Genomic DNA, 25,719 nt, shown 5'->3' with positions numbered 1-25,719 from the left:
CTTTGACGGACGGCGCGAAGTGCGCAGCGGCTCAGACAGCGGACGGGCTGTTGGCCGATACCGTGACGTCGAGGGTTACGTGGCCGGCACCCGGCCCGAAGCGGCAGAAGGCCTCGTTCAGCGCCGCAAACACCGCGCCGGCATCGCCGCGCAATTTGGTGCAGAAGTTTTTGGAGCGGTCGTAGACGCCGGACTGTTTGAGAAAGTCGATGCAGCCGTAGATCTCGTCCATGTGATCGTCGGTGCCCATCACATAGAGCGAGAATTGCGCCGCTGTCGGCTGGCCGGTGGCGCCGGCTTGGCGCACCGCCGCAATGGCCGCGTCCTTGCGGGGCCCAAGCGGCCCGACAGGTCCACCGAGTGCATCGGTGCGGCAGATCGGGTCATCCGGCTCGCCCGGGCAGCCGCGCGAAATCGCCGCCGACAGCACGCAATGTTTGCCGCTGCCTGCTGCCGCCACGAACAGGTCGCGCATCGCCGGGAACAGCACTTCTGGCGACCCGACCAGCAAGGTCGAGATGTCGTCGGTCTCGATTCTCAGCCTGTCGCGCCAGGGATCGAGCGCGCCGAGTGCGCCAAGGATGACGCCGACGAAATCGTCGGTCATGGGGTGTAGGGAAATCTGTGCGCCAGAAAACATCGCCCGCCTCGCTCCGCTGGTATTACCCAGATCAGCTTCTAGGGTCTGTGGGCTTGCCGCCCCCGTCTCAGCCCCGACCGTACGGAGCACCCCTGTGGATGGGCGCGTTAAAGCACCATTCGAGCGATTGCGGAAGGGGTTTTTTGAAGCGTAGCGGGAAAGCGTTGCGCCAGACGCTGCTTCAGTCGTTCAAATTGTACGAAATCTGCTTGACGCGATTTCGTACATAAAGTACTATCTCCGATCCCACGGGAGAGACCTGGATGAGCACCGCAGACCACGCCGCCTTCACCGACCTCTCGCGTCCGCTGATCTCGGCCCTGTCGATCGAGCGCCGCGAGCGTCTCGCCGGAGCTTGGCGCATGGCCAGCCAGAACATCGCCGACGACATCCGCTTCATCCGCCAGTATCTGAAAGTCATTGCCGAGAAGGAGAAGAGGCTGTCGTCAGGCACCCTCGTGCACAGCCGCGCTTACGCCGAGGCCTGCGCCGGCTGGCTGCCGCAGACGGTGGCGCGCTATTTGCGCAATCTGCGCCGGATCACCGAATGCGAGTTGGCGATGACGGCGGCCGGCATCCGCTTTGCGCTCTCCAGCTATGCCTGGGAGGCGTGAAGCAAGGCCGGCAGTCACCTTACCAACTGAACTGCAGGCCGGCATTGCCGCCGACGGCCCCGCCGGAAAAGGCGACGCCAAGCGTTCCGGTCAGCCGACCGCCATGGGCGAAGCCCTCTCCCAGCACGGCGGCGCCGGTGAAGCCGAAGGCGTCGGCCCCGCCGGCATTGCCCCAGTTGACGCGCAGGCCGAAATGTTCGCCCTGAACGAGATCGGGCGCTGCAAGGGCGGCTGAGATCGAGGCGTTCTCGAAGGCGCGCGTGATGCGGTTGTCGACGTCGTCGACATGACTTGCCAGCGCGGTCTTGCCGGTGACGGTGCCATCCTCGGCCGCTCGCTTGGTCACGCCCGTATCGGCGTTGATGCAGGTGTCGGTGCCGGGGCTGTAGTAATATTGCGCGCCATAGAGCGAGCAGATCTTCACATATTCGAGCGGCTTCGCCAGCGCGGGCGCGGACAGGCCGCAAACCGCGCCGAGAATCGCCGGCGCAACAAGATATCTGAACATGGCTTGCCCCCAACCTAGCTCTTACCAGGTGAGTTGCAGGCCGGCATTGCCGCCGACGGTTCCGCCCGAAAACGCGACGCCCGCCGCGCCGGTCAGCCGGCCGCCGCTGGGCAAGAAGCCCTCGCCCAGAACAGCGGCGCCAGTGATTCCCATGGCATCGGCCTGGCCGGCATTGCCCCAGTTGACGCGCAGGCCGAAATGTTCGCCCTGAACAAGATCCGGGCTGGTGAGCGCCGAGGCCACCGAGGCGCTTTCAAAGGCGCGGGCGACGCGGGCATCGATCTCGTCGACGCTCTTGGCCAGCGCGGTCTTGGAAACCACGACGCCATCGGCGGTCACGCGCCGCGTCTCGCCGGTATTGGCGTTGATGCAGGTGTCGGTGCCGGGGCTGTAGTAGAATCGCGCGCCATAGAGCGAGCAGACTTTCACATACTCGACCGGCGCCGCCAGGGCCGGCGCCGAAAGGCTGCCTGCCGCGGCCAGAAACGCAAATGAAATGAAACGGTTGATGTTCCGCATTGCCCTACCCCGAACGTTAAGAAAACCCTAACGCGAAAAGGCGCATGCGGAGGCGCGCCGTGTCAACGGCGTGATCGGATGAATACCTGACTTTTACTGGGTGGATTTAATTGATATCGGGCACGTTGCGGCGATGTCACATCGAATGCCCCACCACATTCAGCAAACCCACCATTTCCCAAGTATTTTATCTACCTTTTTATATTCTAATATTCTTAAGTACGATCTTGGGACCGCTGACAAAGCAGGGCTTCAGCGCAACCGCGATAGCGGCAACGTCGTTCCGCGTCGTTTCGCGCGGGAGTGGAAAAGAGGTCCGGCCCGGCCATTTGGCCGCCGGGCTCAGCTCTTGGCTTTTGGCTTGGCGGGCTTGGCGGGCTTGGCGGCCGCAGGCTTTGCTGCCTTGGCGGCGGTGGCCTTGGCCGGCTTGGCGGCGGCCTTCTTCGGCGCTGCCTTGGGCTTGGCAGCATCGCCGTCCACCTCGGCGGTGGCCTGGTCCCAATGCTGCTGATGCGCGCCTTCCGGCCGCCCGGCCTTTTCCCAGATCGCGTGCGCCCGTTGGCGAATGCGTTCATGCCTGTCGTCCGTCACTCCTGCCTCCATCGGTTCGATTCGAATCCCGTGAGCCGGAACTGTTTTAGCTGAAATTTCGATCGCCGTCTTGGGATCAAAGCGAAGGCAGCATATTCATCGGCCGTCAGTTCTTGTCGGACAGTATTGCAACACCAAGGATAGCGGCTTTCTTCACAATCAGCCCTTCCAGATCCGCATCCGAGCGTTGGGTTCCGGTGCGCTCCCGCACCATTTCAATCACTGTCCTCATCGACAAAAGAGCACTGCTCGGTTCGGCGAGCAGCTTGTCGACGGATTTGGCCACATCGGGTGCCTCGGCATGGCGTAACATTTGGACTTCCTTCCATATCCCCAGACCCGCTGCCCAACCTGCCGCCCCCCGTTCGGGGACGACAGGAAAGGCAAGCGTCAGTCGATGACTTCGACGATCCTGTGGGTGGCGGGGTCGACCAGAACGGTATGGTCGCCGACGACGGCGTATCTGTACTGAACGTCGGGAACCTCGATCGGCTGCAGCTCGACCGTGTCAGGCAAAGTGGAGCCGACATTAAGTTCCACGCCGAGAAGGTTGATCGAAGCCAATGGGTGCTTGTGCACATATTCGCGAATGACCGTCTGCTGTTGGGGCGAAACGACGACAACTTCGTCGGCTGCGGCAACGCCGATGCCGGCCAGCAGAGCCAGGCCGGTAGCGGCAGGAATCAGAAAGTTTTTCATCGTTCTCTCCTGTTGTTTGCAAGCTTCGCCCGCCCCGCCTGTGCGAGGACTTTCATGGTTCAAGATGGCGAGCTCTGTAGGAGGCAAACGTCGGGGGAAGCCTGTTGTTCCCTCAGACATGGCTAATTGATCGGGGACTCATTCGTCCGGGAACCGCATGGCGCTGTTGCGCATTGAAGGCGCTGCAACGCTTTCCGGGAGGTTTTCGACATGGATGAAATGCTGTTTCCCGCGCCTGTGGCCATCGCAGTGGGGGCCGGCTTCAAACGCGACATCGCCTCACTGGCGCAGATGCAGAATTTCCTGAAGGAATGGCCGCCGGCGCGGCGCGGTGCGATCCATGCCACTGCGCTGAAGGCCTGCGACGCGGCGCGCGCCGGTCATCTCAGCGCCGAGCAGGCGCGCCGGGCGTTCATGAGCTTTGCCGAGGCCGCCGGCATTCTGTGGACTGGCATTGACCCGGTGACCACACTGCGTGAGGCGAGGGCCGCCAGAAATGCGCGCGCCAGAAGCAGCAACAGCCACCAGACTTGAGGGCGCCGAAGAAGTCGCCATCAAGCGGCATCCTGCCAGGCGAGGCAGTCCTTTCGACGAAGTCCAAATGGAGCGCTACAATTTTACACGCGGAGGCTGCAAAACTCTCCGCAGTCGGCTATGGCTGCGGCTTCAGGGCCGGGGCCAATAGGACATGGTGCGCGAAAGCTACTCGATCGTCGTCGAGATGGAGAATGCCAAGGCGATCGACCGGGACGAGATCGGCGTCGGTTTCGCAGCACTCGCCCGCGAGATACGAGCTGCATCCGATCTCGGATATCCAGCAAAGCCGCAAGTCATCTTCGTCCACTCCGGAGAAGCCGGCGACACACCGCTTTTGCAGGATGAGATTGCCGCCAGAGTGCCGGAGCTCGGCACGGCCGCGACGCTGGCCTTCGCCGCCTTGCCCGACGGGCGCTATTACGAGCTGAAGAACCGCGGCATTGCCGAGGCAACGGGCGAGATCATTATTCTTTGCGATTCCGACTGCGTCGCCGAGCCCGGCTGGCTGCCCGCTTTGCTGAAGCCGTTCCAGGATGCGCGGACGATGGTGGTCAACGGCTACACCTATCTTGGCCATGACGATTTCGCCTCGCGGACCTTCGCGCTGCTGTGGTTCTTTCCGCTTCGCGACCATGACCGGCATTTTGCCGCCAAGCGCGCGCTGAACGCCAACAACAGCGCGCTCAGGCGAAGCTGGCTCGCCAACCATCCGTTTCCGCAGAGCAACGGCTTCAAGGTCTCCTGCACGCTGCTGACCAGGCAATTGCAGGCGGAGGGCCATGACCTACTCAGGGTCGAGGCGCTGGCCAGCCACTATCCACCGCGCGGCCTGGCGTTCTTCCTGTGGCGCGCGCTGGTCACCGGCCGCGACGCCGACCGCAAATATGCGGCCCTGACCACCGCCTCACGTCCCCGTCGCGTGCTCAAGGCGCTGCGACGTTGGCCCTCAGCATCCTTGCGGGTGAGTGTGCGCATCGCCACCCAGGCACGCCATACCGGCATGCCGGTCTGGCAGGTGCCTTTGGCCGTTGCCGCCGGCCTGGCATTCAACAGCCTGGTGTTCGTCGGCCAGTTCGGCCTGGCGACCGGCCTGATGAGAGACGATGTCGAGCGGGTTCCGGCCTTTGTCGGACACAGCTGACTACAAACCGGGACCCCGACAAAACAATCCCCACTGACTGGGTCAGTGGGGTGAACATCGGCACGTGTTGCCGGCGAATATTGCGCTTCGACTTTTGCGACCTCCGCTCAGCAATGGGCAGCGGTCAAGGCGGGCTGACAGGCGGTGACGCTACCGCAATCACGGCCGACAATCTCTCGCGCCTGGTCGGCGTCGGCCTTTCGTAGGTTTGCAGCATCACATTGCAGCAAGCGCACCGCCGATGCGACCGCTAATATTCGCGACCGCCAGGCTACAACCATTTGGTTTTGGGCATGATCCCTGGCGCAGAGAACCAAAAAAGACGCCGTGCGCTTATTGAGGGGGAGGTGAAACCTGCTGCGCGATCACGGTCGACAGCTTTTCGCGCTTGGTCAGCACAGGCTTTTCGTAGGTTTTCTTCATCGCAATCATCGTGCCCTCGTTTTCAACAATGCAACATCACGTTGCGGCAATCACACTGTCAATACGACCGCGGATATTCGCGACCGCTGGATGAACCAAAAAGGCGCCGTGCGCTTAGCCGGGGGTGATAGGTGCTGAAACTGTCGCGATCACGGTCGACAGCTTTTCGCGCTTGGTCAGTACAGGCTTTTCATAGGTTTTCTTCATTGCAATCATCCTGCCCTCGTTTTCAACAATACAACATCACGTTGCGATAAGCGCATTGTCAACCCACGGGGCTGGGATCAGCGACACGTTGGAGCGTCCCTGTGTCCAAATGGACGCAGGGGTGCTCCAACGGTGCCTGGCTAACCAAAGCTCGCGGATCATGCGCTCGTATTTTCAGTGTGGTGACCAGCTATCAATTCGACGTGGGCTCGCCAAGCGCCTCGGTCACGAAGGATGCGGCGATCAGGTCGTCCGCATCCAGGCCTAGGGAGCCGTCGCTACCCCCCATGATGGCAGCGACCTTGTGGAAGGTTTTCATCTCGTGCTCGGTGATCCGGGCGTTTCGCATCCTGGCTTTCAGATCGGCGACACGCATCCCCAATGCAGGGGATGTCCCGATTTCTCGTTTCGACATGGTATATTGCTCCTGCCCCAACCCACTCTTGTTTTGCCGCCCCGCCCGCTTCGCCTGCCCAGATCTGTCTGTCTATAAGACATCGCGAATAGGCCCGAACGCGCGTTGCGATGGATGGTTCCAGCGTCGCGGTCACGAAATAATACAGATGAGGCCCAGCAGCAGCCGGCGCCGATACAGTAATAATTTGCGCGACAACCATCGGCTGCAATGACAGTCGCAAATTAACTCAATTATTCGAAGAAATACACTGTCCTTGGGCTCCGGCCAGGTGCTGGCGGCTGCCGAAAAAACCGCCGCGGACGGATGCCCTACCGCGCATTTGCTCTAATCTGCATCTGCCACTGAGCGGGCGCGGATCGAGGCGATCAGATCGTCGACACGCTGCACTGCCGGGGCCGATGGCCGGCGAACCGATCGCGCCTCCAGGTGACTGTCGTAGATCCGCCGCAGCACATCGCGGGCGACCTTGGCGCGCTCCCATGTGCGGCCGAGAAGGACGCAGCCTCCCAGGGTGGCTGGCGCATCGGCAACGTCATCCCACACCGTCCAGGTACCGGACGGCTCCGGGTGACAGCGAAATCTGGGTTGGCGCTCTTCCATAGGGATAAACGGCCAGCACGCCGGTTGGTTCGGTCCGGCATGGCGGCGTGGTTAACGCGCGTCATGCATCGGGATGCGGCCACCGCGGGCGACGCTACCGATTGGCCCGCGCCTCCGAGGGGGAAGCGCGGGGCAGACAGTTTCGGCCAGGCGTCGTGCCTTGGCCGGCAGCAGCCTCAGCGCGAGGCCGGCCGCATTCCCGAGGCCGAGCGCTCCGCCTCGGGCGAGAAGACCACGACGGCGAAGATCAGCACCGCAGCAGCGACGATGAGCGAACCGCCTGCGACGATCGGCTCAAGCGCCGGATTGCCCTGCAGCATCAGGTACAGGGCCGGCAACATCACCACGATGCCAAGCGTGTAGAGGCCGTAGTGGATCATGGCGAGCTTGCGCTCGGCCTTTGCCGGATTGAGCGCATAGTAGCCGCCGAAGATGGCGCTGGTTACCCATCCCAACAGGTTGATGTGCGCGTGCGCCGGAAAGGCGCCGTGGTCGCCCGAGATCGCCATCTGCAGACCGGCGGCGATGCCCAGAATGAGAAAAACGATGGCTGTTTTGAAGAAGAGTTCTGAAACCCTAGGCATGTCTTGTCCTCCCAATGCCGTTTACCCCGACATCGGGAAGCCTATATCAGCAAATGCGGATACTCCATGCCGTATCGAGGGTTAGCAGCGCCTTTCCCCTTAATGTTTGCATGCAGGAACCTGTTGTGACGCCGGAGAAACAGCGCGCCCCTCTGCCTGCCGGGGGAGATCGGCAGTTCCAACATACCGTCAGAAAAAAGCCGCCGGGCGAACCCGGCGGCTTGATCGTCGACTGGGTCGTTTCAGCCGCGATGAACCTTACGGCGTCGCCGGAGCCAGCTTGGCGGCCATCTGGTCGATCTTGTCGGCAAGCACACCGTTGGCCCAGTCGGTCACCTCGGCGTCGACGGGCTTGTTGGCCATGTCGGCAAGGGCTGTGTCGAGCGACGGGATGTCGGCAGCCGCAGCGTCGGCTGCATCCTGCGCCGTTTGCGCCGCCGCTTCGGCATCGGTGATTGCTTTCTCCTGAGCCGTGATCTGATCTGTCAGGTCCTTGACCAGTGCGTCCTTGGCCGCCTGGTCTTCGGGCGTAGCTGGCGTAAGCGCATTCGCGTCGGCGAGCTGCGTGGTCAGATCGGCTATCTTGGCATTGGCCTCAGTCGCCGCCGCAGCCGCAGCCGCAGCCGCAGCATCTGCCGCGGTCTGAGCGTTCTTGGCTACTGCCGACTGCGTTACGAAGGCCTGCACGCCAGTGAACTTCTTGCTCTTGGAATTCATATAGGCGTTGATGTTGCGCTGCAGCGAGTGCAACCGGCCGAGCTTGGCATTGATATTCTTTTCCTTGGGCACAGAGGCGGTCTGCTCGGTTTCGTCAACGCTTGCAACAGCCTCCGTTTCGGCCTTGGCGGCCTTCCCCTTGGCCGACGCCGACTTGCCGTGCGAACCGCTGTTGCCGGATTTGGCGCCGGCATTGCCGTTTCCACCGCCATTGCCGTTGCCACCGCCATTGCCGCCGCCATGACCGTTACCGCCGCCGTTGCCGTGGCCACCACCGTTGCCGCCAGCACCTGCCAGGGCCGGAGATGCCAGCAGCGCGAACGCTGCAAGCGCTGCAAAAAGGGTCTTTCGGGATGTCATGATATCTCCTCCGGGAATCGCCACCGCCCCCAACCGCTATAGAGGGGGATATGAGAAATCGCTAATGCCTTGGGTAAACTTTGAACAAATGTGGTTTCAATGCGAGAGCGAAGCGGCCACCGGTGAACGAGATGAATCGAAAACCCGTCATAACCCTTTGAAATTGCTAGGTTAGACGAATGGAAGGGAGGGGTTTGGGCCCTTTGGAACGCAAAGGTCCTATACCAATCAGACTATGGTCCTAGCGGCCTCAGTTTGGCTGCGACCAGGGCGCCCGCGTGATGTCGGCCCCGGCCTGTTCGTCGAACAGCACCGCGCAACCGCACTCCAGCGCCACTGCCGACAGCGCATTCGCCGCCGCTTCATCCGACGAGACGAAATCCCCGGTCAGCACCCGCAATTCTTCCACCGCCTTGGCCATCGAAACAAGCCGCCCGGCAGAGCGGTCGCTCGTGCAGGCTGCGATAACGCAAACAAGATCGACCATTTCAAAGTGGACCATGCCAGGCTCCCGCAAACAGCGTCCCATCACGACTATCAACGCGGCTGCGATCGGCAAGTTCCCGCAACGGGCGATCCAGCGGCGACTTTGTCGTGGGTGCACACGCGGCGTTCAGGCTTTGTGGTGGTCTTCCAAGGCATTGCGCGGAGCGACTCGGCGCTGCTGTCTTCGAAACTGGTCAAGGGCGCATCTCTGCTTGACACAGGACACGATTTGTTCTGTATTTGTTCTGTAAAACATCTCTCAAAATAGACGCGGCTAATGCAGCAGCGCCGCAAGGAAACGGTCGGGATGGAACCCACCATTCTCCATGCGGATCTCGACGCCTTCTATGCCTCGGTCGAGCAACTGCTCGACCCCTCGCTCAGAGGCAAGCCGATCGCCGTCGGCGGCGGCGTGGTGCTCGCCGCCTCCTACGAGGCCAGGGTTTTTGGCGTGCGCGGCGGCATGCCGGGACGGCGCGCCCGGGAGCTCTGCCCGCAGTTGATCTTCGTCGGCGGTCATTTTGGTGACTATCAGCGGCTCGGCGACGCCGCCATCAAAGTGCTCGACGATTTTACGCCGCTGGTCGAGCGCATCTCCATCGACGAGGCCTTTGCCGATGTCGCCGGCTGCACGCATCTGTTCGGGTCGCCGGCCGAGATCGCCGCCACGATACGCCACCGGGTGCGGCAAGAACTCGGCCTGCCGATCTCGATCGGCGTGGCGCGCACCAAGCATCTGGCGAAGATCGCTTCGCAAGTGGCAAAACCCGACGGGCTGGTGGTGGTCGATCCCGCCGGTGAACTTGCCTTCCTGCATGATTTGCCGGTCGGGCTGATGTGGGGCGTCGGCCCGGCGACCAAGGCGCGGCTGGCCGAAATCGGCGTCGAGACCATTGGCAAGCTGGCCAAGACACACAGCGGGGCGCTGGAGCGCCTGCTCGGACCCGCCGCCGGCGAAAAGCTTGCTGCATTGGCGTGGAACCGCGACCCGCGAAAACTGCTGACGCATCGGCGGGCGCATTCGGCCGGCGCGCAATCGGCGCTCGGCAGCAAGCCGGCCGAGGCAAAAATCTTCGTGCCGGTGCTGCTGCATCTGGCCGACCGTGTCGCCAGCCGGCTCAGAGCCAAAGCGCGGCCCGGCCGCACGGTGACGGTGCGCGTCCGCTTTGCCGACCTCAGCGCCGTGACCCGCTCGGTCACCCTCGACCAGCCGATTTCGGCAACGCTGATGCTGGCCGAGATCGCCGAGGAGCTGGTACGCGGCGTGCTTGCCGCCTACCCCCAGGAAAAGACCATTTCACTGCTGGCGATCTCGGTATCGCATCTGGAGGAAAGTACCGAGCTGCAGCTCGAACTGCCGCTCGGCCTTGCCGACGAGAAGCAGAGACCTGGCACCAAAAAAGGCCTGGCGCGCTTCGGCGCCGACCGCGCCGTCGACAAGATCCGCCAGCGCTTCGGCAAACAGGCGGTCGGTTACGGCACGGTAGCGCTGGAAGCGGCGCGTTCCGTGCCCGACGCCTTCAGGGAACTGGCGGAGAAGGAGCTGTGATAAAGACATGTCGGACTTGGTCGCCGGCGGGGTGAGGTTGACTGCACCGGGCCATCTGGCATTATTGCGTTACGTTGAAGGGTGGGACCATGAAGAAGACCTATTCAAAACCCGTGCTTGTCAAAAAAGGCAAGCTTTCGCAGGTTACAGCGGAAAACGGGGCGCTTTCGGGGCCCTGAAGACGCCAGGTGAAAAACCGTTTTGAGTCGGCGTGCCAGTGGTGTCTCGCGAAACGTTCTAAGCAGGAGCGGTCTGACTGCGCCGCGCGCCATTGGAGAATGGGAAAATGAAGAAGACCTATTCAAAGCCGGTGCTGGTCAAAAAGGGCAAGCTCTCGCAGGTCACGGCGAACGCCCCGAATTCCATCAGTCTGTAAGCTCAGCGGGCGACCACGAGATCGTCGAGCACAAGTTGCCAATAGTGCTTGGTGGAAAGACGCACGCGTGTCACCTGCCCGAGCATCGGGGCGTAGTGAACCGGCGTCAGCGCCGACAGAGTAACGGCATCGCTGGCAATCAGCCGATCGCCTAGCCAACTCTCCACCAGGGCAACCTCCCCTTCGGACTTTAACCACGCCGCCGTCAGAAGCACGGAGTGAAAGCCGAAAGGCTTTTCGCTGCCGAATTCGGCCGGGTGGCCGCTGCTGGTATAGCAAGTGTGGTCTCCGGAGACATTGCCGTTCACATAACCCTCGGCCTCCTTGAGATAATCGCGCGAAATCGCATTCAGGTTGAACCAGCTTAACCCGGCATAGCCGGACGGCACCTTGCGGAACTCGCGCGGGGTGACATCGTCGAAGCCGATCGTCTGCAGGGGCGCGGTGTTGTCGATGGCGGGATTTCCGGGCGAGAGCAGACCGAGATCGGTCGGATAGGGTGACAGGGCCAGCCTGCGCGCAAAACCGCGCCCGGCGACCTCTATGGTGTCGGCGTCATCGGGGAGATCGAAGCGGAAGCCGGCTGCATCGGCGAGCGGATGCACGGCCAGCACCTGCCCCTTCCTCTCTACCGACAAGGTCGCCGCTGCCGCCACACGCCCGCTGAGGCGCCGTATCGGGAAAAGACCGACCGGCCGCAGCATCGCTTCACTGACCATTCCCGTGGGCGAGCCCGATAGCGGCTGAAAGTGCTGCGACTGGACCTCGTTGGCGCTGCTGGCGCGCCAGCCGGGCGGCACCGAAACCGTGAACCGGTAAATGCCGGGCAAATGAATGGGCGCCTTGCGGTGTTTCCTCGACACCGGAAAATTGGCGAAGCCGCTGCGGTTGGTCCGAGCCTGCGACGCGAAGCGGCCACTGCCGTCGTGCAGCCTGACCATGACACCGGCCATGGGCCGGTCACCGAGCCCGTAGCTGCCATCGCGATCGACATCGAAATAGACGAAGGACGAGTGGTTGAGGTTGCTGCGACTGCTCGACCAATCCTGGCGCACGGCGTAGTCATTCGCCGGATTTTCACGATGCCGGGCCTTGCGACGGCTACGCACCTGCCGCCAGAACCAGGCGAGAAACGCCAGAATGGCGGCGAGCCCGACGACGACCGCTGTTTCGACCAGATAGGGGTCACGCACCGTTGTCGGCCCTCTCTTCGCAAATCTCGCGCAACGAAACTTGTGCATATCTCGATTCAAACTGTTTGTAGAGCCGGCGCCTGCTTCGGCAGCCGAGGGGCGGCGACGGCGCCGGACTAAAGTCCAGCCCGGTCAAGATAAAGGCTGATGTCACAAACGCCGTTCTGCCTCTATAACAGGCACAGGTGAGGATGGGTCGCACGATTGCTTGAGGATTTCTTACGGCGTTGGGGCAAGCTGTCGCTTGCGTTGCAGTTCCTCATTGCCGGCGGCGTCGGCCTGCTGGCGGTGATGCTGGTGGTCGGCCTGTGGGTGACTTCGCAGATCCGGCAAGGCGTCACCCGCAACTCCGCCGCCACCACGGCGCTCTATGTCGACAGCGTGATCGCACCGCTGCTGCCGGACATGCGCAAGAGCCGCGAGCTCAGCGACAGCGTCAAGCGGGCGCTGGACGAGACGCTCGACCAGGGCGCGCTCGGCAAGCGGCTGGCATCGTTCAAGCTGTGGCGGCGCGACGGCACCATACTTTACGCCAAGGATACGACACTGATCGGCAAGGTGTACGAGCCGAATGCCAACCTGGTCGCCGCCTTTGGCGGCAATGTCGTGGCTCAGTACAACAATCTCGACGACGATGCCGAAAGCCGGGACGAGCAAAGAACGGCGGCTGGGCCGCTGCTCGAAATCTACAATCCGATGCGCGAACCCTGGTCGGGCGAAGTCGTCGCCGTCTCGGAGATCTACGAGGTCGCCGACGACTTCGAAACGACGCTGAATGTTGCTCTGTGGCAAAGCTGGCTGGTGGTGGCCGGCGCCACGGCGGCGGCGCTTGCGCTGTTGTCCGGCATCGTCTTTCGCGGCAGCCGCACCATCGAGACGCAGCGCACGGCGCTCGAGGCGAAGGTCGCAGAACTGCAGGCACTGCTGTCGCAGAACTCGACGCTGCGCCAGCGCGTGCAGCACGCCTCGCGCCGTGCCACGGCCATCAACGAGCGTTATCTGAGGCGGATCGGCGCCGATCTCCATGACGGGCCGGCCCAGCTCGTAGCGCTGGCGGCGCTGCGCATGGGCAGCCCGCTGCTGCTCGACCCCGCCGCCTCGGCCGAACAGCGCCAGGCTGAGGTTGCCGGCATCCACAACACGCTTGGCGAGGCGATGAGCGAGATACGCGGCATCTGCAACGGCCTGGTGCTGCCGCAGATCGAGTCCGCGGCCGTGCCGGACATATTGCGGCTGGCCGTCGCCGAGCACGAACGGCGGACCGGGACCTCAGTTTCGCTGACGCTTCCTTCCCGCTTGCCTGAACTCGGCCCGTCGGAGAAGATCAGCATCTATCGTTTTGTCCAGGAGGGGTTGAACAACGCCTTCCGCCATGGAAAAGGCAGGAACCAGGCGGTGAAAGCCGGGATCAAAGCCGGCAAGCTTTTCGTTGAAGTGCTGGATGGCGGGCCGGGCTTCGATCCGGCAAGGACCGAAGGTCTTGGGCTCGCCGGCCTGAGGGAGCGGATCGAAAGCATTGGCGGGCATTTCGAAACACTGTCAGGGCCGCAAGGCACGCGATTGGTAATCACACTGTCTGTCGAGGAGCAACCGTGACCGGTGTCATCCGCATAGCCATCGTCGACGATCATCCGATGTTTCGCGAGGGCGTCGCGCGCAGCCTTGGCGAAATCGGCGGCTTCGAACTGGTTGGCGAAGGCGCCAGCGCCGAGGATGCCGAAAGGCTGGTCCAGGCCGTGGCACCCGATATCCTGCTGCTCGACATCAGCATGCCGGGCGGCGGCCTTGTCGCCGCAGCAAACATCCTGGCGCGGTACTCCGGCCAGAAGATCGTCATGCTGACGGTGTCGGAGGCCAATGCCGACATTGCCCAGGCGCTCAATGCCGGCGTGCGCGGCTATGTGCTGAAAGGCGTCGGCTCGAAAATGCTGGCCGAAATCCTGCATAATGTCGCCGCAGGCGAGAGCTACGTTTCGCCGACACTGTCGGCCCGGCTGCTGTCCGGCCTGCTGCAGCCGGCCAGCAGCAAACCTGATCCGATCCGCCAGCTCACCGGCCGCGAGGCGGAGATCCTGCGCCTGGTGGCGGAAGGCTTGAGCAACAAGGAAGTCGCGACGCGGCTGGCGCTGCAGGAAAAGACGATCAAGCACCACATGACGCGGGTGTTGGCCAAGCTCAATGTCCGCAACCGGACCGAAGCGGCACTTCTGATGCATGAGGCGCGGGACCGCGCCGGCTGAGGGCCGGGTTTCGAGCCGGGGACCATGACAAGGCAGCCGCGCGGCTGAGACGAGACGCGAGCGCCTTGTTGAATTGCCGCGCTCTGCGTGGCCTCACAATCCTTTCAGGCGGGCCAGGTCCGCGGCGGTCGCAGCGCGCTCGACGATCCTGCGACCGAGCGCATCCTTCATTTCAAAACGCCCGTTGGCGACCTCTTCCCGGAAGCCGTTGGGATGGACGACCTTGATGGCATTGCCAATGACGCTGACGGTGTCGCCTGTCACCGCATTCACGTGGCTGGTGCCGCCGCTGTCGCTACTGCTGTTACCCTTGCCCTTGCCGTTGCCACCGCTGTTGCCGTTGCCGCCGCTGTTGCCGTTACCGCCACCGCCGTTACCGCCGCCGTTGCCGCCACCATTACCACCGCCGTTACCGCCACCATTGCCACCGCCGTTACCGCCACCATTGCCATTGTTGGCGTGGGCGACAGCGGGCACGATCTTGGCAACGCCGGCATCGTCAAACGTCACGTGGTAGGGTGCGACCGCGAGCGCCAGCACCGTCGAGGCCCGCAGGACGAACCGGCAAAGTCGAGGCAATGACGGCGCGTTCATTCCTTATCTTCCCGCCAGACCAGGACGTAACCGCCGGTGGGGTATCGTCACCATTGTCGTCACCGACATCGTGGTCCTCATCATCGTCGATGCCATCATGGCCTTCACCGGAGTGGCCACCATCGCCATTGAACCACCTTTGCCACGCCACCTTCGCTCTTGGCGTGGGTGCAGGCGGAGACTACCTTTGCGAGGCCATCGCCGTCAAAGGCGAAATAGTAGGGTGCGACGGCGAGAGCCGGCGCCGCTGGACCGGCCAGCCGAGTCGGGCAAAAAGGCAGTTGCGCATCTTGATCCTCCTGTGCCGGTCCGTGTGGAAGGCCTGAGAACGAGCCTGAACCGGCGTTGTTGACAGGAGGAGCATTCACCGGATCGCGGCAGCCGCCCTGGCCTCACATTCGCATCTCCGCCCAGAAGGTCCGTTGCTCGGCCGTCTGCTTCAGGCTGCCATGGCATTGATGGATGTCCAGGCCGGGGCTGGTGTTGGCCTCGACGATGACAATGCCGGCGGCCGTCAGGGCGACGTCCCAACCGACGAGGCCGGGAAACGGCAACAGGCCGGCAAGCCGCAGCATCGCCGATTTCACGAAACCCCAATTGGGTATGGTGGCGCCGCGAATCTGAATGCCGCTTTCGGGATGCGTTTCCACATAATCGCGCCGCCCGGCCTGCGCATTGTAAAACAGGCCGGCGGCCAGAACGCCATTGTCGACGTCGACCAGGGCAGCGATCCCGCCCCAGCCCGATTTCCAGTTGTCGGTGGGATAGGTTGCCGGCCGGCCCATTTTCATCGTTGCCGCGAGAACGACCGGGCGATGGTCCGAAAAATGCGTGCCGGTCAGCACGCGAAGCGTGTTCAGTGTGCTGGGAAAGAAAGCTTCGCTCCACGGTCCCTGCGCGATGATGTCCGAGACCAGATAGCCAGTGCGGTTCTGCCCGAAAAATCCGGCCAACCATTGCCGTGGCTCGACGCTTTTGCCATTGGCGAGAATGCCGTCCGGCGCCTGGACCAGCCTCATGGCACCAAATCCCTGGCCCTGGCCGGACGGTTTCAGGAACAATTCGCCCTTGCGCGCCAGCAGCGCAAGCAGCGCATCCAGCTCCAACACCTCGCCATCGCCGTCGAGGCTTATGAGCTTTGGTCCCGCGAGATAGTGAGTGACCGGCGGCGCGACCGACGGCATGACGCGGTCGAGCCAGACCTTCTGATCCAGCTTGCTGAAAAGCACCTGGGCTAGACGGGCATTGTAGGTTTCCCGGCGTCGCCGCTGCAAGGTGAAGTTGATGTAGTCGTGCTCGCGATAGGCCCTGTCTTCCAGCATCACCAATGACCTGGATGGATGACCTCTCAACAGGCCGCGAAGCCGCCAGCCAGACGTCGGAGCAGTTTCGGAAAATTCCTTCTGAAGATAGGCTTTGTAAGCCCCCCATCGACGCGCAATCGACATTGTCCCCCCTTTAGCCCTTTGGGAGCCGATCCGGCAGGTATAGCGATTTTCGCAGGCAATTCACGCGCCATAGGCCAAGAAATGCAGCCTCTCGCGCGCAGCGCGCCGGCCAGCGCCTATTCGGGTGACGGCACCGGTGGCCTCGTCGTTATCGCCGCTCCGAAGGCCGCGACGACAACGGCGGCAATGCCCAGGCATTGCAGCCCGGTCAGCACCTCGTGCAGGAACACGAACCCGGCCAGCGCACCCAACGCCGGCTCCAGGCAAGTCAGCGTGCCGTAGAGCCTGGCAGGCATGCGGGTCAGCGCCACCATCTCCAGCCAGAACGGCAGCGCGCTGGAGAACAGCCCGACGACGAGCGCGCCGACCAGGATCGACGGCGCGACCAGCGCCGGCCCCGCCTCGACCACGCCGAACGGCAGCGCCAGTGCTGCGGCGATGGCGATGCCGTAGGCCGTGGTCTGGCCGCCGAGTTCGGCGCCTGCCTTTTGCGCAAAGACGATGTAGAGCGCCCAGCTGCCGCCGGCGGCGAGCGCCAGCATCACGCCGGTCGGGTCGAGCGCCTGGCGCGAATGGATGAAGGGTGACAACAGCACGATGCCGGCGACAGCAAGCGCCACCCAGGCAAAGTCGCTGCCGCGCCGCGACGACAGTGTTGCCACCAGCAGCGGACCGGTGAATTCGAGCGCCACGGCGATGCCGAGCGGGATGGTGCGCAGCGCGGCGTAGAACAGAAGGTTCAGCACCGCGAGGTTGACGCCATAGGCGATGAGCCAGGGCAGCACGGCGCGCGACGGCCTGACACGCCAGGGCCGCAGCACGGTCGCCAGCATCAATGCGCCGACGACCAGCCGGAGCGCCGTGGTGCCATTGGCGCCAACCAGCGGGAACAGGCCCTTGGCGAAGGTGGCGCCGATCTGGATCGACACCATGGCGCCAAGCAGTGCGCCGATGGGCAAAGCGCCCGCTTCGGGTCTGGCAATGGGCGTCGACGTCACTTTGGTCTTGTCTCCCCGGCCGTCCTGATTGAGACGGCATCGGTGGAGCTATGGTCTTGTCCGGCGTGGCTGTCGTGAGGCACGGGCGGGTGGTTGGATGGGGCAAGCGTGCGAGGCCGGTTTGGTCGATATCAGTGCGGCGCGCCGTCGGACGAGTGCAGGAGTCTCCAGGTCAAGCCGACACGGCCGTTGAACAGAGACGCAAAATGCTCGGCGGCGACGTCCTCCAGGCCATCATCGACCAGAGCCTCGATGCTTCGCCGCATCAACGCGATTTGCATCTCGCGGGCGTGGTCTACGTCAGCCTCTCTCATTATTTCCATGACGTGGTAGGCCACGACAGGCTGGCCGAGGCAAGACAGCAGCGTGCTCGCTTCGGCTGTCGCCGCTGCAACTGCTTCTTCGATCTTCATTCTGGCGCTCCTCATCGAACATGATGCTGGCGCCTCCCCGGTGAGACGACGGTATTCCGCCGCTTCCTTTTTTCAATTTCGGCTGTCGCGCACGAGCGAAAGTGGCGGGTGCGCCAGCGGGGCGATTGCTCCCTTGTCCTATGCTCCTGAAGCAACTCACCGCTTCGCCAATCAGTATCCTCCAAGATAGGATTAAAGGCGATCACATAGTTAACTGATGGTTAACGGTCACGCTCGAATCTTATGCGTTTGCGCGGAGACTTGGGTAAAAGCGCGGGTCGGCGCAGTGGCCTGCTAGGTGACAGCAAAGCTGCAGCGCGCTGCCAGACCCTCCCCCGGATCAAGCGCCACCAATCCGTTACAGCTGTCGATCGAACCGCGATTGTGGGCATCCACGGTATGGCTCACCGGCTCGAAACAGAAGAAGTCGCTGGCCTGTGATGGTGAATAAACGAGGTAGAAATTCAAGGGCGGGGAGGCTTCGATCCTGAGGCCGCACTTTTGCTCCGGCCAGGATATGGCAGCAACGCCATCCCAGCCGGCAAAGGCGTTGTTGATCCATCCGCCGGGCATGGCGGCCGGCGTGCTGAAATCCCAATCGGGGCGGGTTTCGACATCCACGAACCTGTCGGGGAGATGGTCGGGCCGTTCAAGGCAAACCTGCAACGCCGGGGCGTGAAGCGTTGTCCGTGCCGTTCTTGGCAACCACGGATGGAGGCCAAGCCCAAACGGCAGCATGACCGGCGCTCTGTTGACGATCTGAAGTTTTAGTTCGAGCGCCTGTCCGGTCAGCGCGTAGCTTACCTCGGCGCGATAACGGTACGGGCCAGGCCCGTCGCTGACAAGCGACAGTCTCGCTTGGTCCGGCGCCAGGCTGTCGACGTCCCACGCGCTTGAAAATCCATTGCCGTGGATGGGAAACGGCTCGCCGGCAAGGTTGGGGAGCAATTCATGGAATTTGTTCTCGAAAGTGAAGCCGCCGCCCGAGACGCGATTTGACCATGGCAGCAGCAGGTTGCAGGCGAGATCGAACGGGTTCGAACTTTCGCCATCAGGCCACGGCCTGAACAGCGGCACGCGGCCATGGTCGAACCGCGCCAGACCGGCGCCAAGCGACGGGACGATTTCGGCGGATAGATCGCCGCTTCGAATTTCAAGCGTCTCGATCATCAAGCTCAGACGGTGTCGGCCTTGCCAGCGGGAGCCGGCTGTTGATGGCGGCCCTTGCGGGCGACAGCGAGAAGGTCATTCGAGGCGATGCCGATCAGCGCTTTCATCTGGTCGTGGGCCTCGTCGACCCGGCGCATGCGGATGGCCTCCAGCACGTCGCCATGGGCGCTCAGCGTCTGCTGATAGTTGGCGGTGGCCGACGTGGTCAATCGAAAGGAGAAGCTGAGTGCGGCCGCAAGCATGTTGCCGAGATTGGCGAAAACCGGGTTGCGGCTGGCACGCAGGATGGCGGTGTGAAAGCGGACGTCGGCATCGAGACAGGCGGCGAGGTCATCCTCCGGCGCAATGCGCATGGCCTCGTAAGCGGCTTCGATGACCGCGAGATCGCCCGATGTCGCCATCTTCGCCGCAAGCTGGGCGGCAGCCGGCTCGATGACCAGCCGCGCCTCGATCAGGCCGCGGACGAAATCGAGATCGGGCTCGATATCGCGCATCCATTCGAGAACCTGCGCATCCAGCCGGTTCCATTCGCTCGACACGCGCACGCGGGTGCCGGCGCGCTTGCGCGCCTCGATCAGTCCCTTGGCCGAAAGTGTCAGCAGCGCATCGCGCAGTGCGGTGCGACTGGCCCCATAGATGACGCAGAGTTCAGCCTCTGTCGGCAGAACCGCGTGCTGTGCATAGGTGCCGGCGAGGATGCGCTGTCCGAGATCGCGCGCGATGCGATCCTTGAGCGACGACGTCGCGCCCTCCCCGGCAGACGGGTCCGGTTTGCCTTGACCAGTCGAAGCGGTCGCCGCGTCCATCGTCATGTCCTGTTCAAGTGGTACTCGGCAATCACCACAGCAAGGATCAGCAGCGAGCCTTTTGCAAGCAATTGATAGAAGGTTGGCACCGACGTCAGTATCATTCCGTTGTTGAGCACGCCAATGATGGCGACGCCGAGCAGCGCACCGACAATCGTGCCCTTGCCACCCTGCAAGGCGCAGCCGCCCAGCACGGCCGCGGTAATGGCCTCAAGCTCCAGGCCCTGCGATCCGGATACTGGCTGGCCCGAACCGGTGCGGGCAGCTAGCAGAATCCCGGCCAATCCGGCGGCAACGCCGCTCATGATGTAGATGCCGACTCGGTAGCGGTTGATGTTGATGCCGGAGAAGCGGGCGACGACGGGGTTGCCGCCGAGCGCATAGATGTTGCGGCCGACGATCGAGCGCGCCAGGAACAGGTGGAACACGATCGCGGTCAGCACGAGAATCCAGATCAGCAGCGGCAGGCCGAGGATGCGTCCGATGCCGATGAAGCGGAACGTGTCGCTGAAGATGGCGATCGACTGGCCGTCTGACATGATGAAGGCGATGCCACGAAAGATCGCCATGGTGCCGAGCGTGGCAATGACCGCGTTGACGCGCCCGTAGGTGATGATGATGCCGTTGACGAGGCCGGCAAGACCGCCAAGCACCAGGCCGGCAACGATGCCGGCCGCCGGCGACCCGGTCGCCTCAATGGCCATTGCCGTCGAGACGGTGGTCAGGCCGACAGTGGCGCCGACGGCGATGTCGAGACCGCCGGCGACAATGACCACGGTCTGGCTCATCGCCAGCACGCCGAGAATGGTGATGCCGAGACCGATGTTGAGCAGGTTTCGGCTGGAGAAGAACACATCGCCGCGCAGCGAACCGAAGATGACGACGAGAATGGCGAGCGCGACCAGCAGGCTGATGTTGTGAACGCCGAGGCGCTCCACAAGGCGCGCGGAAGCGCCCCTGGCGTCGGTCTGCGCTTTCGCGGCGCGAAGCTCGAGGCTGTTCATTGGATGTGGTCTCCGGGCGCAGATGTGGTTTGCGGCATGGCGTGTTTGAGGATCGTCGCCTCGTCTATGTCGGGGCGGGACAATTCGGCGGTGATGCGGCCTCCCGCCATGACCAGAACCCGGTCGGCGAGGCCGATCAATTCCGGCATTTCCGAGGAAATCAGGATGATGCCGATGCCGCTTGCCGCGAGCTCATCGATCAGCCGATAGATTTCCGCCTTGGCGCCGATGTCGATGCCGCGCGTCGGTTCGTCGAGGATAAGCAGCATCGGCTGCCGGGCAAGCCAGCGCGCCAGAACGACTTTTTGCTGGTTGCCGCCCGATAGTTTCGAAACCTGCTCGTCGAGGTTGGGAGCCTTGATCGACATTTTCGCTGCCAGCGGCGAGACGATCTCAAGCGCCTTGCGCCGGTTGAAGAAGCCGAAGCTCGACGTCTTGTCGGGCACGCAAAGTGCTGCGTTGTCGAGAATGCTGCGAAACAAAAGCAAAGCCTCGTGCTTGCGGTCTTCCGGGGCAAAACCGATGCCGGCGACGATCGCGGCGTGCGGACTGTTGGGGAGAACGGGCACGCCATTCATGGCTATGGTCCCAGCGAGGCGCCGGTCATAGCCGACAATCGCCTTTGCCAGTTCGGAGCGGCCGGCGCCCATGAGGCCGGCAATGCCGAGCACTTCGCCGCGGCGAACCCTGAGGCTGACATCGCTGACGCGCTCGGTGGTCAGGCCCGTCACCTCCAGCAAGGGTTCGCCCGACCGCCACGTCTCGCGCGTGAACAGGTCGGCAATGTCGCGGCCGACCATGAGCTTGGCTATGCCCTGTTCGCTGGCACCCGCCGCCGGGGAATTATCGACCAGCCTGCCGTCGCGCAAAACGACGATGCGGTCGGCCAGTTCGATGATCTCGTTCAGCCGGTGCGAGATGTAGACGATCGACGTGCCCTCCTCGCGCAATCGGCGGATGACGGAAAACAGACGGCGCGCTTCGTCATCGGTCAGTGACGAGGTCGGCTCGTCGAAGGCGATCAGCCGGCCGCCGGCACGGATAGCGCGCATGATCTCGATCATCTGGCGTTGCGCCGGACCGAGCGTGCTGCACAGTTGCCGCGGCCGCATGTCCTGCTGCATGCCAAAGGTCGCAAGCACGCGGTCGGTCCGCTCCTCGAGCTTGCGCCAGTCGAGCAGGACGCCCGCCACCCGCGGCAATTCACCGACGAAAATATTCTCGGCCACCGTCAGGTTCGGCACGATTTCCGGCTCCTGATGGATGACGCGTATGCCGGCCCGGTGGCTGTCGCGCGGTTCGCCGAAGACGATCGGCGTTGATCCGTGCAGCACAGTGCCGCTGTCCGGTCCGAATACGCCTTCGAGAATGCGCATCATCGTCGACTTGCCGGCACCGTTCTCGCCGACCAGCGCGAGCACTTCGCCTGGCCTGAAAGCGATCGAGACGTCGTCGAGCGCCTGCACGACGCCGAAGCGCTTCGATACCCGGTCGAGCGAGAAGAAATCCGATTGCGTCAAAGCTCACTCCCTGGGATCAATAAATGCAACCGGGGGAGCGTCATGCGCCTTGGGGGCGCATGACGCATGTCCGGTTCACTTGCAGAGCTTGGCCTTGTAGTCCGAGGCAAAATTGTCGGCGGTGATGTATTCCGGGTCGGTGAAGGACTGAACCGGCAACTGCGTTCCATCCTTGATCGAGGCCAGCAGGATCTTCACCGCCAGCGCGCCGTGATTGGCAGAATTCAGCCACATCGTACCACGGAATGCCGAAGGTTTGCCGGATCCGAAGGCGTCGCAGGCGCGGCTGCCGTCAATGCCGATGCCCATGCCCTGGTCCGGGCTGTAGCCGGCGTTTTCCAATGCCCGCGCCCCACCCAGCACACCATCGTCATTGCAGGAATAGAAGATCCAGTTGGTGACGCTGGGGTTGGCGGTCAAAGTGGTGGTCATGACGTCGATGGAATTGACCATCGTGTTGTCGTAGGGGACGCGAACGATGTTTTCCGGCTTGAAATCGGGCACCGCCTTCAGGAAAGCTTCCTCGGCGCCCTTGTTGCGCTGCATGCAGGTGTCGGCCTTGCGGTCCTCGATCGAGGCGATGCGCACTTCCTTGCCGGCCCAGCCATCGGCCTTGTAGAGCTTGGCCAGTTCTTCGCCGACCCGCGCGCCGATGTTGTAGGCATTCATGCCGACATAGGGGACCTGGGTGCCGTCCTGGTAGTAGATGTCGTCGTCGACCGCCACCAAGGGGATTTTCGCCGCCTTGGCCTTCTCGGCGATGACCGGTCCCAGGGCCTTGTCGGGAACGACTATGGCGATGCCCTTGACGCCGTCGCCAACCATCGTGTCGAAGGTGGTGATGGTCAGATTGGCGTCGAACTGGACGTCCTGCGACACGAAGCTAGCGCCGGCCGCCTCGGCCGCTTTCTTGGCGCCGCCGACTTCGGCGACGAACCATGGATGGTCGCCCATCTTGTTGATGTAGCCGATCTTGATGTCGTCGGCGCTTGCCGCGCCGGCCATCAGTCCGGCCGCCAGTATCGCCAATGTCGCCAATGCCTTGGTTGTGGTTTTCATGTGGATCCTCCCTGCTTGGTGGTTGTCAGTCGTGGTAGAGAACCGAGCGTCCACCATCGACGGTGATCGTCTCGGCATTGATGAACGGCGCTTCGTCGGAAGCGAGGAAAACCGCCGTCATGGCAACTTCGTCCGGCCGGCCAATACGCTTGGGCGGATGAAGGTCGTAGGCCCGCCGCTTCTCCTCGGCGGGGTCTGGAAATGTGTTCCAGTAGGCTTCGGCGATCGGCGTCTCGACATAGCCGGGGGCGATCGCGTTGACGCGAATGCCGCGCGCCGCATATTCGATGGCGAGCGAGCGGGTCAGGCCGACAAGCGCATGCTTGGCGACCGGATAAGGGAATGTGTGGGGAATGATCTTGAAAGCGTGACAGCTCGCTATGTTGACGATCGACCCCGACCCCTTCGCCAGCATGGTCGGCAGAACAGCCCTGGCGCAGAACCACGCGGCCTGCAGGTCGAGCTTGAGACAGCGGTCCCATTCCTCATCCGGCATCGACAAGGGTTCGTAAAAGACGTTGGCGCCGGCATTGTTGACGAGAACATCGACGCCGCCATAGGCCGCGATCGTCTTCGCCACCATGTCGGCGACCGCCGATGCGTCGGTGACATCGGTCTCGATAAAAAGCGCGGCAGCGCCCTCAGCGCGCAGTTCGTCGGCGATCGCCTTGCCGCTTGCCGCATTCAGCTCGGCGATGACGGTCTTTGCCCCTTGCATGGCAAAGGCCCGCGCGGTGGCGGCGCCGATGCCCTGCCCGGCGCCGGTGACGATTGCGATCTTTCCCTGAAGCCTGCCTGTCATGGCGCTCACCAGTCGACCACGGTGCCGTCGGGCATGACGGCGTTGCGGGCATGCAGCACTTCCTGCTTGAAGGGATGGCGCGCGATGACGTCCTCGTTGACGGTGACGCCGAGGCCCGGCAGGTCGGGCACGTCCCAGCGGCCGGGTTTGCGCTGGATCGGCCAGGTGACGACATCGTCGTACCAGGCGACCGCGCCGGACATTTCCTCCTGGATGATGACGTTGGGCGTCGATATGCCGAAGTGAAGAGCGGCGACGCCGGCGATCGGGCCGAGCGGGTTGTGCGGCGCAAGGCCGATGCCTGCGGTTTCGGCCAGGGCGGCGATCTTCTTGGTCTCGAGCAGGCCGCCGGTGTGGCAGATATCGGGCTGGGCGATGTTGAAGGCGCGCGCCGCGATCGAATGGGTGAATTCGCGCCGGCCGATCAGCCGCTCGCCCGACGCGATCGGTATCGCCGAGCGCGCGGTGATATGGGCCAGGCCGGCGACATCTTCGGGCGGCACCGGCTCTTCGGCGAACATGATGCGGGCCGGTTCAATGGCCCTCAAATAGTCCATCGCCGCGTTGACCGAGGCCGGGCGGCCGTGAAAATCGACCATGATGTCGATATCGGGACCGACGGCCTCGCGCAGTGCGCCAACCATGTTGGCGACGGAGTCCACCGCCTTCGCCGGCGAGACATAGTGGGTGTAGGGAATGCAGACGACCTTGACCGCGTCGTAGCCGGCCTGCGTGACGATGCGCCCGCGTTCGACGATGGTGTCCGCCGACCCGCTTTCATAGACCGCCTTCATGTCGCCGAGGCCGAGATGCGTGTAGGTGCGCAGATAGTCGCGGACCTGGCCGCCCAGAAGCCGCCAGACCGGGACGCCCAATGACTTGCCCAAGATATCCCAGAGCGCGATCTCGATGCCGCTGACGGCCGACATGCCCTCGACGCCGAGACGCCAGAAGCCGTGGCGTGTCAGGATCTGGTAGCACTGTTCGACATTGCGCGGATCCTGGCCGATGAGCAGCGCCTCGAGATCCTGCAGCGCGCCGACGACGGCACGCGTCTTCCATTCCAGCGTCGCCTCACCCCAGCCAAACAGACCAGGCTCGTCGGTTTCGACCCGAACGAAAACCCAGTTGCGCATCTCCGCATTGCAGACCAGCGCCTTGATGGCCGTAATTTTCATCGGTCCTCCCAGACATGCCGTCTTTTTTCACGACATTATGTATGATTTATTCCTGTTAATATGGACAAGTCAAGGGTGTGGTTGGATTTCCGGCGTGGATGTGCGGATGCCGGTGGCACGATGAAAGGCAGCGAAGGGGTGAAGGGCTGGAGGACGCTGCGCTGCAGCGGGGACCTAGAGGGGACGAAAGGTCCGGGCCGGTGTACGGCGACCTCGCAAGACTTGGGTTCCTCGCCCCCATGAAATGGGGGAGAGGTGGCGCGGCGTAGTCGCGACGGAGAGGGGGAATGGCTCGGCTTAAGTGAAATTCAGAGGTACCGCCGGC

At 63.2% G+C, this 25,719-nt stretch carries 32 protein-coding genes and 1 riboswitch; of the genes, 7 read left to right on the top strand and 25 right to left on the bottom strand.

Features of this window, described 5'->3' with window-relative positions; all coding sequences use genetic code 11:
- Positions 1-31 precede the first annotated feature (31 nt).
- Positions 32-640, bottom strand: coding sequence for a YkoF family thiamine/hydroxymethylpyrimidine-binding protein (locus AC1DX6_RS20270; protein ID WP_477316565.1), 609 nt, complete (start codon positions 638-640; stop codon positions 32-34).
- Positions 631-744: riboswitch (TPP riboswitch) on the bottom strand. It overlaps the preceding gene by 10 nt.
- Before the next feature lie 159 nt (positions 745-903).
- Between AC1DX6_RS20270 and AC1DX6_RS20265 the strand changes: the two genes are divergently transcribed.
- Positions 904-1,254, top strand: a complete 351-nt coding sequence (locus AC1DX6_RS20265) for a hypothetical protein (protein WP_477316563.1) — start codon at positions 904-906, stop codon at positions 1,252-1,254.
- Between the two features lie 19 nt (positions 1,255-1,273).
- Here the strand turns inward: AC1DX6_RS20265 and AC1DX6_RS20260 are convergent, their stop codons facing one another.
- The 5 genes from AC1DX6_RS20260 to AC1DX6_RS20240 form a co-directional block, all read right to left on the bottom strand.
- The gene (locus AC1DX6_RS20260; RefSeq protein WP_477316561.1) at positions 1,274-1,762 is read right to left on the bottom strand and encodes a porin; all 489 of its coding nucleotides are present in this window, start codon (positions 1,760-1,762) and stop codon (positions 1,274-1,276) included.
- 21 nt (positions 1,763-1,783) lie between these two features.
- Positions 1,784-2,281: a porin gene (locus tag AC1DX6_RS20255; RefSeq protein ID WP_477316559.1), complete on the bottom strand. Its 498-nt coding sequence runs from the start codon at positions 2,279-2,281 to the stop codon at positions 1,784-1,786.
- Between the two features lie 342 nt (positions 2,282-2,623).
- Positions 2,624-2,872: a DUF2934 domain-containing protein gene (locus tag AC1DX6_RS20250; protein WP_477316557.1), complete on the bottom strand. Its 249-nt coding sequence runs from the start codon at positions 2,870-2,872 to the stop codon at positions 2,624-2,626.
- Between the two features lie 106 nt (positions 2,873-2,978).
- The gene (locus tag AC1DX6_RS20245) at positions 2,979-3,185 is read right to left on the bottom strand and encodes a hypothetical protein (protein WP_477316555.1); all 207 of its coding nucleotides are present in this window, start codon (positions 3,183-3,185) and stop codon (positions 2,979-2,981) included.
- 77 nt (positions 3,186-3,262) lie between these two features.
- Positions 3,263-3,571, bottom strand: coding sequence for a DUF1236 domain-containing protein (locus AC1DX6_RS20240; RefSeq protein ID WP_477316553.1), 309 nt, complete (start codon positions 3,569-3,571; stop codon positions 3,263-3,265).
- Positions 3,572-3,781: 210 nt separating this feature from the next.
- On the opposite strand from AC1DX6_RS20240, the gene AC1DX6_RS20235 reads away from it, so the two are divergent.
- Positions 3,782-4,105, top strand: coding sequence for a DUF982 domain-containing protein (locus AC1DX6_RS20235; protein WP_477316551.1), 324 nt, complete (start codon positions 3,782-3,784; stop codon positions 4,103-4,105).
- A gap of 154 nt (positions 4,106-4,259) precedes the next feature.
- Positions 4,260-5,249, top strand: a complete 990-nt coding sequence (locus tag AC1DX6_RS20230; RefSeq protein WP_477316549.1) for a glycosyltransferase — start codon at positions 4,260-4,262, stop codon at positions 5,247-5,249.
- A gap of 333 nt (positions 5,250-5,582) precedes the next feature.
- On the opposite strand, the gene AC1DX6_RS20225 is transcribed toward AC1DX6_RS20230, so the two are convergent.
- From AC1DX6_RS20225 to AC1DX6_RS20195, 7 genes are all read right to left on the bottom strand, one after another.
- Positions 5,583-5,681 carry a putative RiPP precursor gene (locus AC1DX6_RS20225; RefSeq protein ID WP_477316547.1) on the bottom strand — a complete coding sequence of 33 codons (99 nt, stop codon included), beginning with the start codon at positions 5,679-5,681 and terminating at the stop codon, positions 5,583-5,585.
- Between the two features lie 105 nt (positions 5,682-5,786).
- A complete protein-coding gene (locus AC1DX6_RS20220) occupies positions 5,787-5,879 on the bottom strand; it encodes a putative RiPP precursor (RefSeq protein ID WP_477316545.1) in 93 nt (30 codons plus the stop codon).
- Between the two features lie 193 nt (positions 5,880-6,072).
- Complete coding sequence (locus AC1DX6_RS20215) at positions 6,073-6,294, bottom strand: hypothetical protein (protein ID WP_477316543.1); 222 nt, start codon at positions 6,292-6,294, stop codon at positions 6,073-6,075.
- A 327-nt stretch (positions 6,295-6,621) separates the two neighbouring features.
- On the bottom strand, positions 6,622-6,840 hold the full coding sequence (locus tag AC1DX6_RS20210) for a hypothetical protein (protein ID WP_477316541.1): 219 nt from the start codon (positions 6,838-6,840) through the stop codon (positions 6,622-6,624).
- Between the two features lie 233 nt (positions 6,841-7,073).
- Positions 7,074-7,481 carry a hypothetical protein gene (locus AC1DX6_RS20205; protein ID WP_477316539.1) on the bottom strand — a complete coding sequence of 136 codons (408 nt, stop codon included), beginning with the start codon at positions 7,479-7,481 and terminating at the stop codon, positions 7,074-7,076.
- 258 nt (positions 7,482-7,739) lie between these two features.
- On the bottom strand, positions 7,740-8,558 hold the full coding sequence (locus AC1DX6_RS20200) for a hypothetical protein (protein WP_477316537.1): 819 nt from the start codon (positions 8,556-8,558) through the stop codon (positions 7,740-7,742).
- Positions 8,559-8,808: 250 nt separating this feature from the next.
- Positions 8,809-9,060 (bottom strand): hypothetical protein, encoded by a 252-nt coding sequence (locus tag AC1DX6_RS20195; protein ID WP_477316535.1) that lies wholly within the window; start codon positions 9,058-9,060, stop codon positions 8,809-8,811.
- 291 nt (positions 9,061-9,351) lie between these two features.
- On the opposite strand from AC1DX6_RS20195, the gene dinB reads away from it, so the two are divergent.
- On the top strand, positions 9,352-10,593 hold the full coding sequence (dinB, locus tag AC1DX6_RS20190; RefSeq protein ID WP_477316533.1) for a DNA polymerase IV: 1,242 nt from the start codon (positions 9,352-9,354) through the stop codon (positions 10,591-10,593).
- Between the two features lie 89 nt (positions 10,594-10,682).
- The gene (locus tag AC1DX6_RS20185; RefSeq protein ID WP_477316531.1) at positions 10,683-10,772 is read left to right on the top strand and encodes a putative RiPP precursor; all 90 of its coding nucleotides are present in this window, start codon (positions 10,683-10,685) and stop codon (positions 10,770-10,772) included.
- 199 nt (positions 10,773-10,971) lie between these two features.
- Here the strand turns inward: AC1DX6_RS20185 and AC1DX6_RS20180 are convergent, their stop codons facing one another.
- Entirely contained in the window at positions 10,972-12,162 is a 1,191-nt protein-coding gene (locus AC1DX6_RS20180; RefSeq protein ID WP_477316529.1) for a hypothetical protein, read from the bottom strand.
- A gap of 237 nt (positions 12,163-12,399) precedes the next feature.
- Between AC1DX6_RS20180 and AC1DX6_RS20175 the strand changes: the two genes are divergently transcribed.
- Together AC1DX6_RS20175 and AC1DX6_RS20170 are read left to right on the top strand one after the other, a co-directional pair.
- Positions 12,400-13,758, top strand: coding sequence for a sensor histidine kinase (locus tag AC1DX6_RS20175; RefSeq protein ID WP_477317136.1), 1,359 nt, complete (start codon positions 12,400-12,402; stop codon positions 13,756-13,758).
- Positions 13,755-14,402 carry a LuxR C-terminal-related transcriptional regulator gene (locus AC1DX6_RS20170; protein ID WP_477316527.1) on the top strand — a complete coding sequence of 216 codons (648 nt, stop codon included), beginning with the start codon at positions 13,755-13,757 and terminating at the stop codon, positions 14,400-14,402. Before AC1DX6_RS20175 ends, AC1DX6_RS20170 begins: the two co-directional genes overlap by 4 nt.
- A 93-nt stretch (positions 14,403-14,495) precedes the next feature.
- On the opposite strand, the gene AC1DX6_RS20165 is transcribed toward AC1DX6_RS20170, so the two are convergent.
- From AC1DX6_RS20165 to dgoD, 11 genes are all read right to left on the bottom strand, one after another.
- Positions 14,496-14,996, bottom strand: a complete 501-nt coding sequence (locus AC1DX6_RS20165; RefSeq protein ID WP_477316525.1) for a hypothetical protein — start codon at positions 14,994-14,996, stop codon at positions 14,496-14,498.
- A 392-nt stretch (positions 14,997-15,388) separates the two neighbouring features.
- On the bottom strand, positions 15,389-16,318 hold the full coding sequence (locus tag AC1DX6_RS20160; RefSeq protein WP_477316523.1) for a sugar-transfer associated ATP-grasp domain-containing protein: 930 nt from the start codon (positions 16,316-16,318) through the stop codon (positions 15,389-15,391).
- Positions 16,319-16,560: 242 nt separating this feature from the next.
- Positions 16,561-17,442 (bottom strand): EamA family transporter, encoded by an 882-nt coding sequence (locus tag AC1DX6_RS20155; RefSeq protein ID WP_477316521.1) that lies wholly within the window; start codon positions 17,440-17,442, stop codon positions 16,561-16,563.
- 131 nt (positions 17,443-17,573) lie between these two features.
- Positions 17,574-17,855, bottom strand: coding sequence for a hypothetical protein (locus tag AC1DX6_RS20150; RefSeq protein ID WP_477316519.1), 282 nt, complete (start codon positions 17,853-17,855; stop codon positions 17,574-17,576).
- A gap of 294 nt (positions 17,856-18,149) precedes the next feature.
- Positions 18,150-19,025 (bottom strand): aldose 1-epimerase, encoded by an 876-nt coding sequence (locus AC1DX6_RS20145; RefSeq protein ID WP_477316517.1) that lies wholly within the window; start codon positions 19,023-19,025, stop codon positions 18,150-18,152.
- Positions 19,026-19,030: 5 nt separating this feature from the next.
- Positions 19,031-19,831 (bottom strand): FadR/GntR family transcriptional regulator, encoded by an 801-nt coding sequence (locus AC1DX6_RS20140; RefSeq protein ID WP_477316515.1) that lies wholly within the window; start codon positions 19,829-19,831, stop codon positions 19,031-19,033.
- 2 nt (positions 19,832-19,833) lie between these two features.
- Positions 19,834-20,835, bottom strand: a complete 1,002-nt coding sequence (locus AC1DX6_RS20135) for an ABC transporter permease (protein ID WP_477316513.1) — start codon at positions 20,833-20,835, stop codon at positions 19,834-19,836.
- Complete coding sequence (locus AC1DX6_RS20130) at positions 20,832-22,355, bottom strand: sugar ABC transporter ATP-binding protein (RefSeq protein ID WP_477316511.1); 1,524 nt, start codon at positions 22,353-22,355, stop codon at positions 20,832-20,834. The genes AC1DX6_RS20135 and AC1DX6_RS20130 overlap by 4 nt, the downstream gene beginning before the upstream one ends.
- Before the next feature lie 75 nt (positions 22,356-22,430).
- Positions 22,431-23,414, bottom strand: coding sequence for a substrate-binding domain-containing protein (locus tag AC1DX6_RS20125; protein WP_477316509.1), 984 nt, complete (start codon positions 23,412-23,414; stop codon positions 22,431-22,433).
- 25 nt (positions 23,415-23,439) lie between these two features.
- On the bottom strand, positions 23,440-24,216 hold the full coding sequence (locus AC1DX6_RS20120) for an SDR family oxidoreductase (RefSeq protein ID WP_477316507.1): 777 nt from the start codon (positions 24,214-24,216) through the stop codon (positions 23,440-23,442).
- Positions 24,217-24,221: 5 nt separating this feature from the next.
- Positions 24,222-25,394: a galactonate dehydratase gene (dgoD, locus tag AC1DX6_RS20115; RefSeq protein ID WP_477316505.1), complete on the bottom strand. Its 1,173-nt coding sequence runs from the start codon at positions 25,392-25,394 to the stop codon at positions 24,222-24,224.
- Positions 25,395-25,719 lie beyond the last annotated feature (325 nt).

The organism is Mesorhizobium sp. P2_C4 (assembly GCF_056404575.1).
This window is presented reverse-complemented; position numbering and strand designations above follow the sequence as displayed.

Excerpts from the sequence above, each read along its gene's own strand:
- AC1DX6_RS20270 (WP_477316565.1), bottom strand. The coding sequence starts at position 640 with ATGTTTTCTGGCGCACAGATTTCCCTACACCCCATGACCGACGATTTC.
- AC1DX6_RS20120 (WP_477316507.1), bottom strand. The coding sequence starts at position 24,216 with ATGACAGGCAGGCTTCAGGGAAAGATCGCAATCGTCACCGGCGCCGGG.
- AC1DX6_RS20165 (WP_477316525.1), bottom strand. The coding sequence starts at position 14,996 with ATGAACGCGCCGTCATTGCCTCGACTTTGCCGGTTCGTCCTGCGGGCC.
- AC1DX6_RS20230 (WP_477316549.1), top strand. The coding sequence starts at position 4,260 with ATGGTGCGCGAAAGCTACTCGATCGTCGTCGAGATGGAGAATGCCAAG.
- AC1DX6_RS20240 (WP_477316553.1), bottom strand. The coding sequence starts at position 3,571 with ATGAAAAACTTTCTGATTCCTGCCGCTACCGGCCTGGCTCTGCTGGCC.
- AC1DX6_RS20255 (WP_477316559.1), bottom strand. The coding sequence starts at position 2,281 with ATGCGGAACATCAACCGTTTCATTTCATTTGCGTTTCTGGCCGCGGCA.
- AC1DX6_RS20145 (WP_477316517.1), bottom strand. The coding sequence starts at position 19,025 with ATGATCGAGACGCTTGAAATTCGAAGCGGCGATCTATCCGCCGAAATC.
- AC1DX6_RS20160 (WP_477316523.1), bottom strand. The coding sequence starts at position 16,318 with ATGCTGGAAGACAGGGCCTATCGCGAGCACGACTACATCAACTTCACC.
- AC1DX6_RS20200 (WP_477316537.1), bottom strand. The coding sequence starts at position 8,558 with ATGACATCCCGAAAGACCCTTTTTGCAGCGCTTGCAGCGTTCGCGCTG.
- AC1DX6_RS20125 (WP_477316509.1), bottom strand. The coding sequence starts at position 23,414 with ATGAAAACCACAACCAAGGCATTGGCGACATTGGCGATACTGGCGGCC.
- AC1DX6_RS20185 (WP_477316531.1), top strand. The coding sequence starts at position 10,683 with ATGAAGAAGACCTATTCAAAACCCGTGCTTGTCAAAAAAGGCAAGCTT.
- AC1DX6_RS20135 (WP_477316513.1), bottom strand. The coding sequence starts at position 20,835 with ATGAACAGCCTCGAGCTTCGCGCCGCGAAAGCGCAGACCGACGCCAGG.
- AC1DX6_RS20260 (WP_477316561.1), bottom strand. The coding sequence starts at position 1,762 with ATGTTCAGATATCTTGTTGCGCCGGCGATTCTCGGCGCGGTTTGCGGC.
- AC1DX6_RS20265 (WP_477316563.1), top strand. The coding sequence starts at position 904 with ATGAGCACCGCAGACCACGCCGCCTTCACCGACCTCTCGCGTCCGCTG.
- AC1DX6_RS20245 (WP_477316555.1), bottom strand. The coding sequence starts at position 3,185 with ATGTTACGCCATGCCGAGGCACCCGATGTGGCCAAATCCGTCGACAAG.
- AC1DX6_RS20215 (WP_477316543.1), bottom strand. The coding sequence starts at position 6,294 with ATGTCGAAACGAGAAATCGGGACATCCCCTGCATTGGGGATGCGTGTC.
- AC1DX6_RS20235 (WP_477316551.1), top strand. The coding sequence starts at position 3,782 with ATGGATGAAATGCTGTTTCCCGCGCCTGTGGCCATCGCAGTGGGGGCC.
- dgoD (WP_477316505.1), bottom strand. The coding sequence starts at position 25,394 with ATGAAAATTACGGCCATCAAGGCGCTGGTCTGCAATGCGGAGATGCGC.
- AC1DX6_RS20225 (WP_477316547.1), bottom strand. The coding sequence starts at position 5,681 with ATGATTGCGATGAAGAAAACCTACGAAAAGCCTGTGCTGACCAAGCGC.
- AC1DX6_RS20150 (WP_477316519.1), bottom strand. The coding sequence starts at position 17,855 with ATGAAGATCGAAGAAGCAGTTGCAGCGGCGACAGCCGAAGCGAGCACG.
- AC1DX6_RS20220 (WP_477316545.1), bottom strand. The coding sequence starts at position 5,879 with ATGAAGAAAACCTATGAAAAGCCTGTACTGACCAAGCGCGAAAAGCTG.
- AC1DX6_RS20195 (WP_477316535.1), bottom strand. The coding sequence starts at position 9,060 with ATGGTCCACTTTGAAATGGTCGATCTTGTTTGCGTTATCGCAGCCTGC.
- dinB (WP_477316533.1), top strand. The coding sequence starts at position 9,352 with ATGGAACCCACCATTCTCCATGCGGATCTCGACGCCTTCTATGCCTCG.
- AC1DX6_RS20205 (WP_477316539.1), bottom strand. The coding sequence starts at position 7,481 with ATGCCTAGGGTTTCAGAACTCTTCTTCAAAACAGCCATCGTTTTTCTC.
- AC1DX6_RS20140 (WP_477316515.1), bottom strand. The coding sequence starts at position 19,831 with ATGGACGCGGCGACCGCTTCGACTGGTCAAGGCAAACCGGACCCGTCT.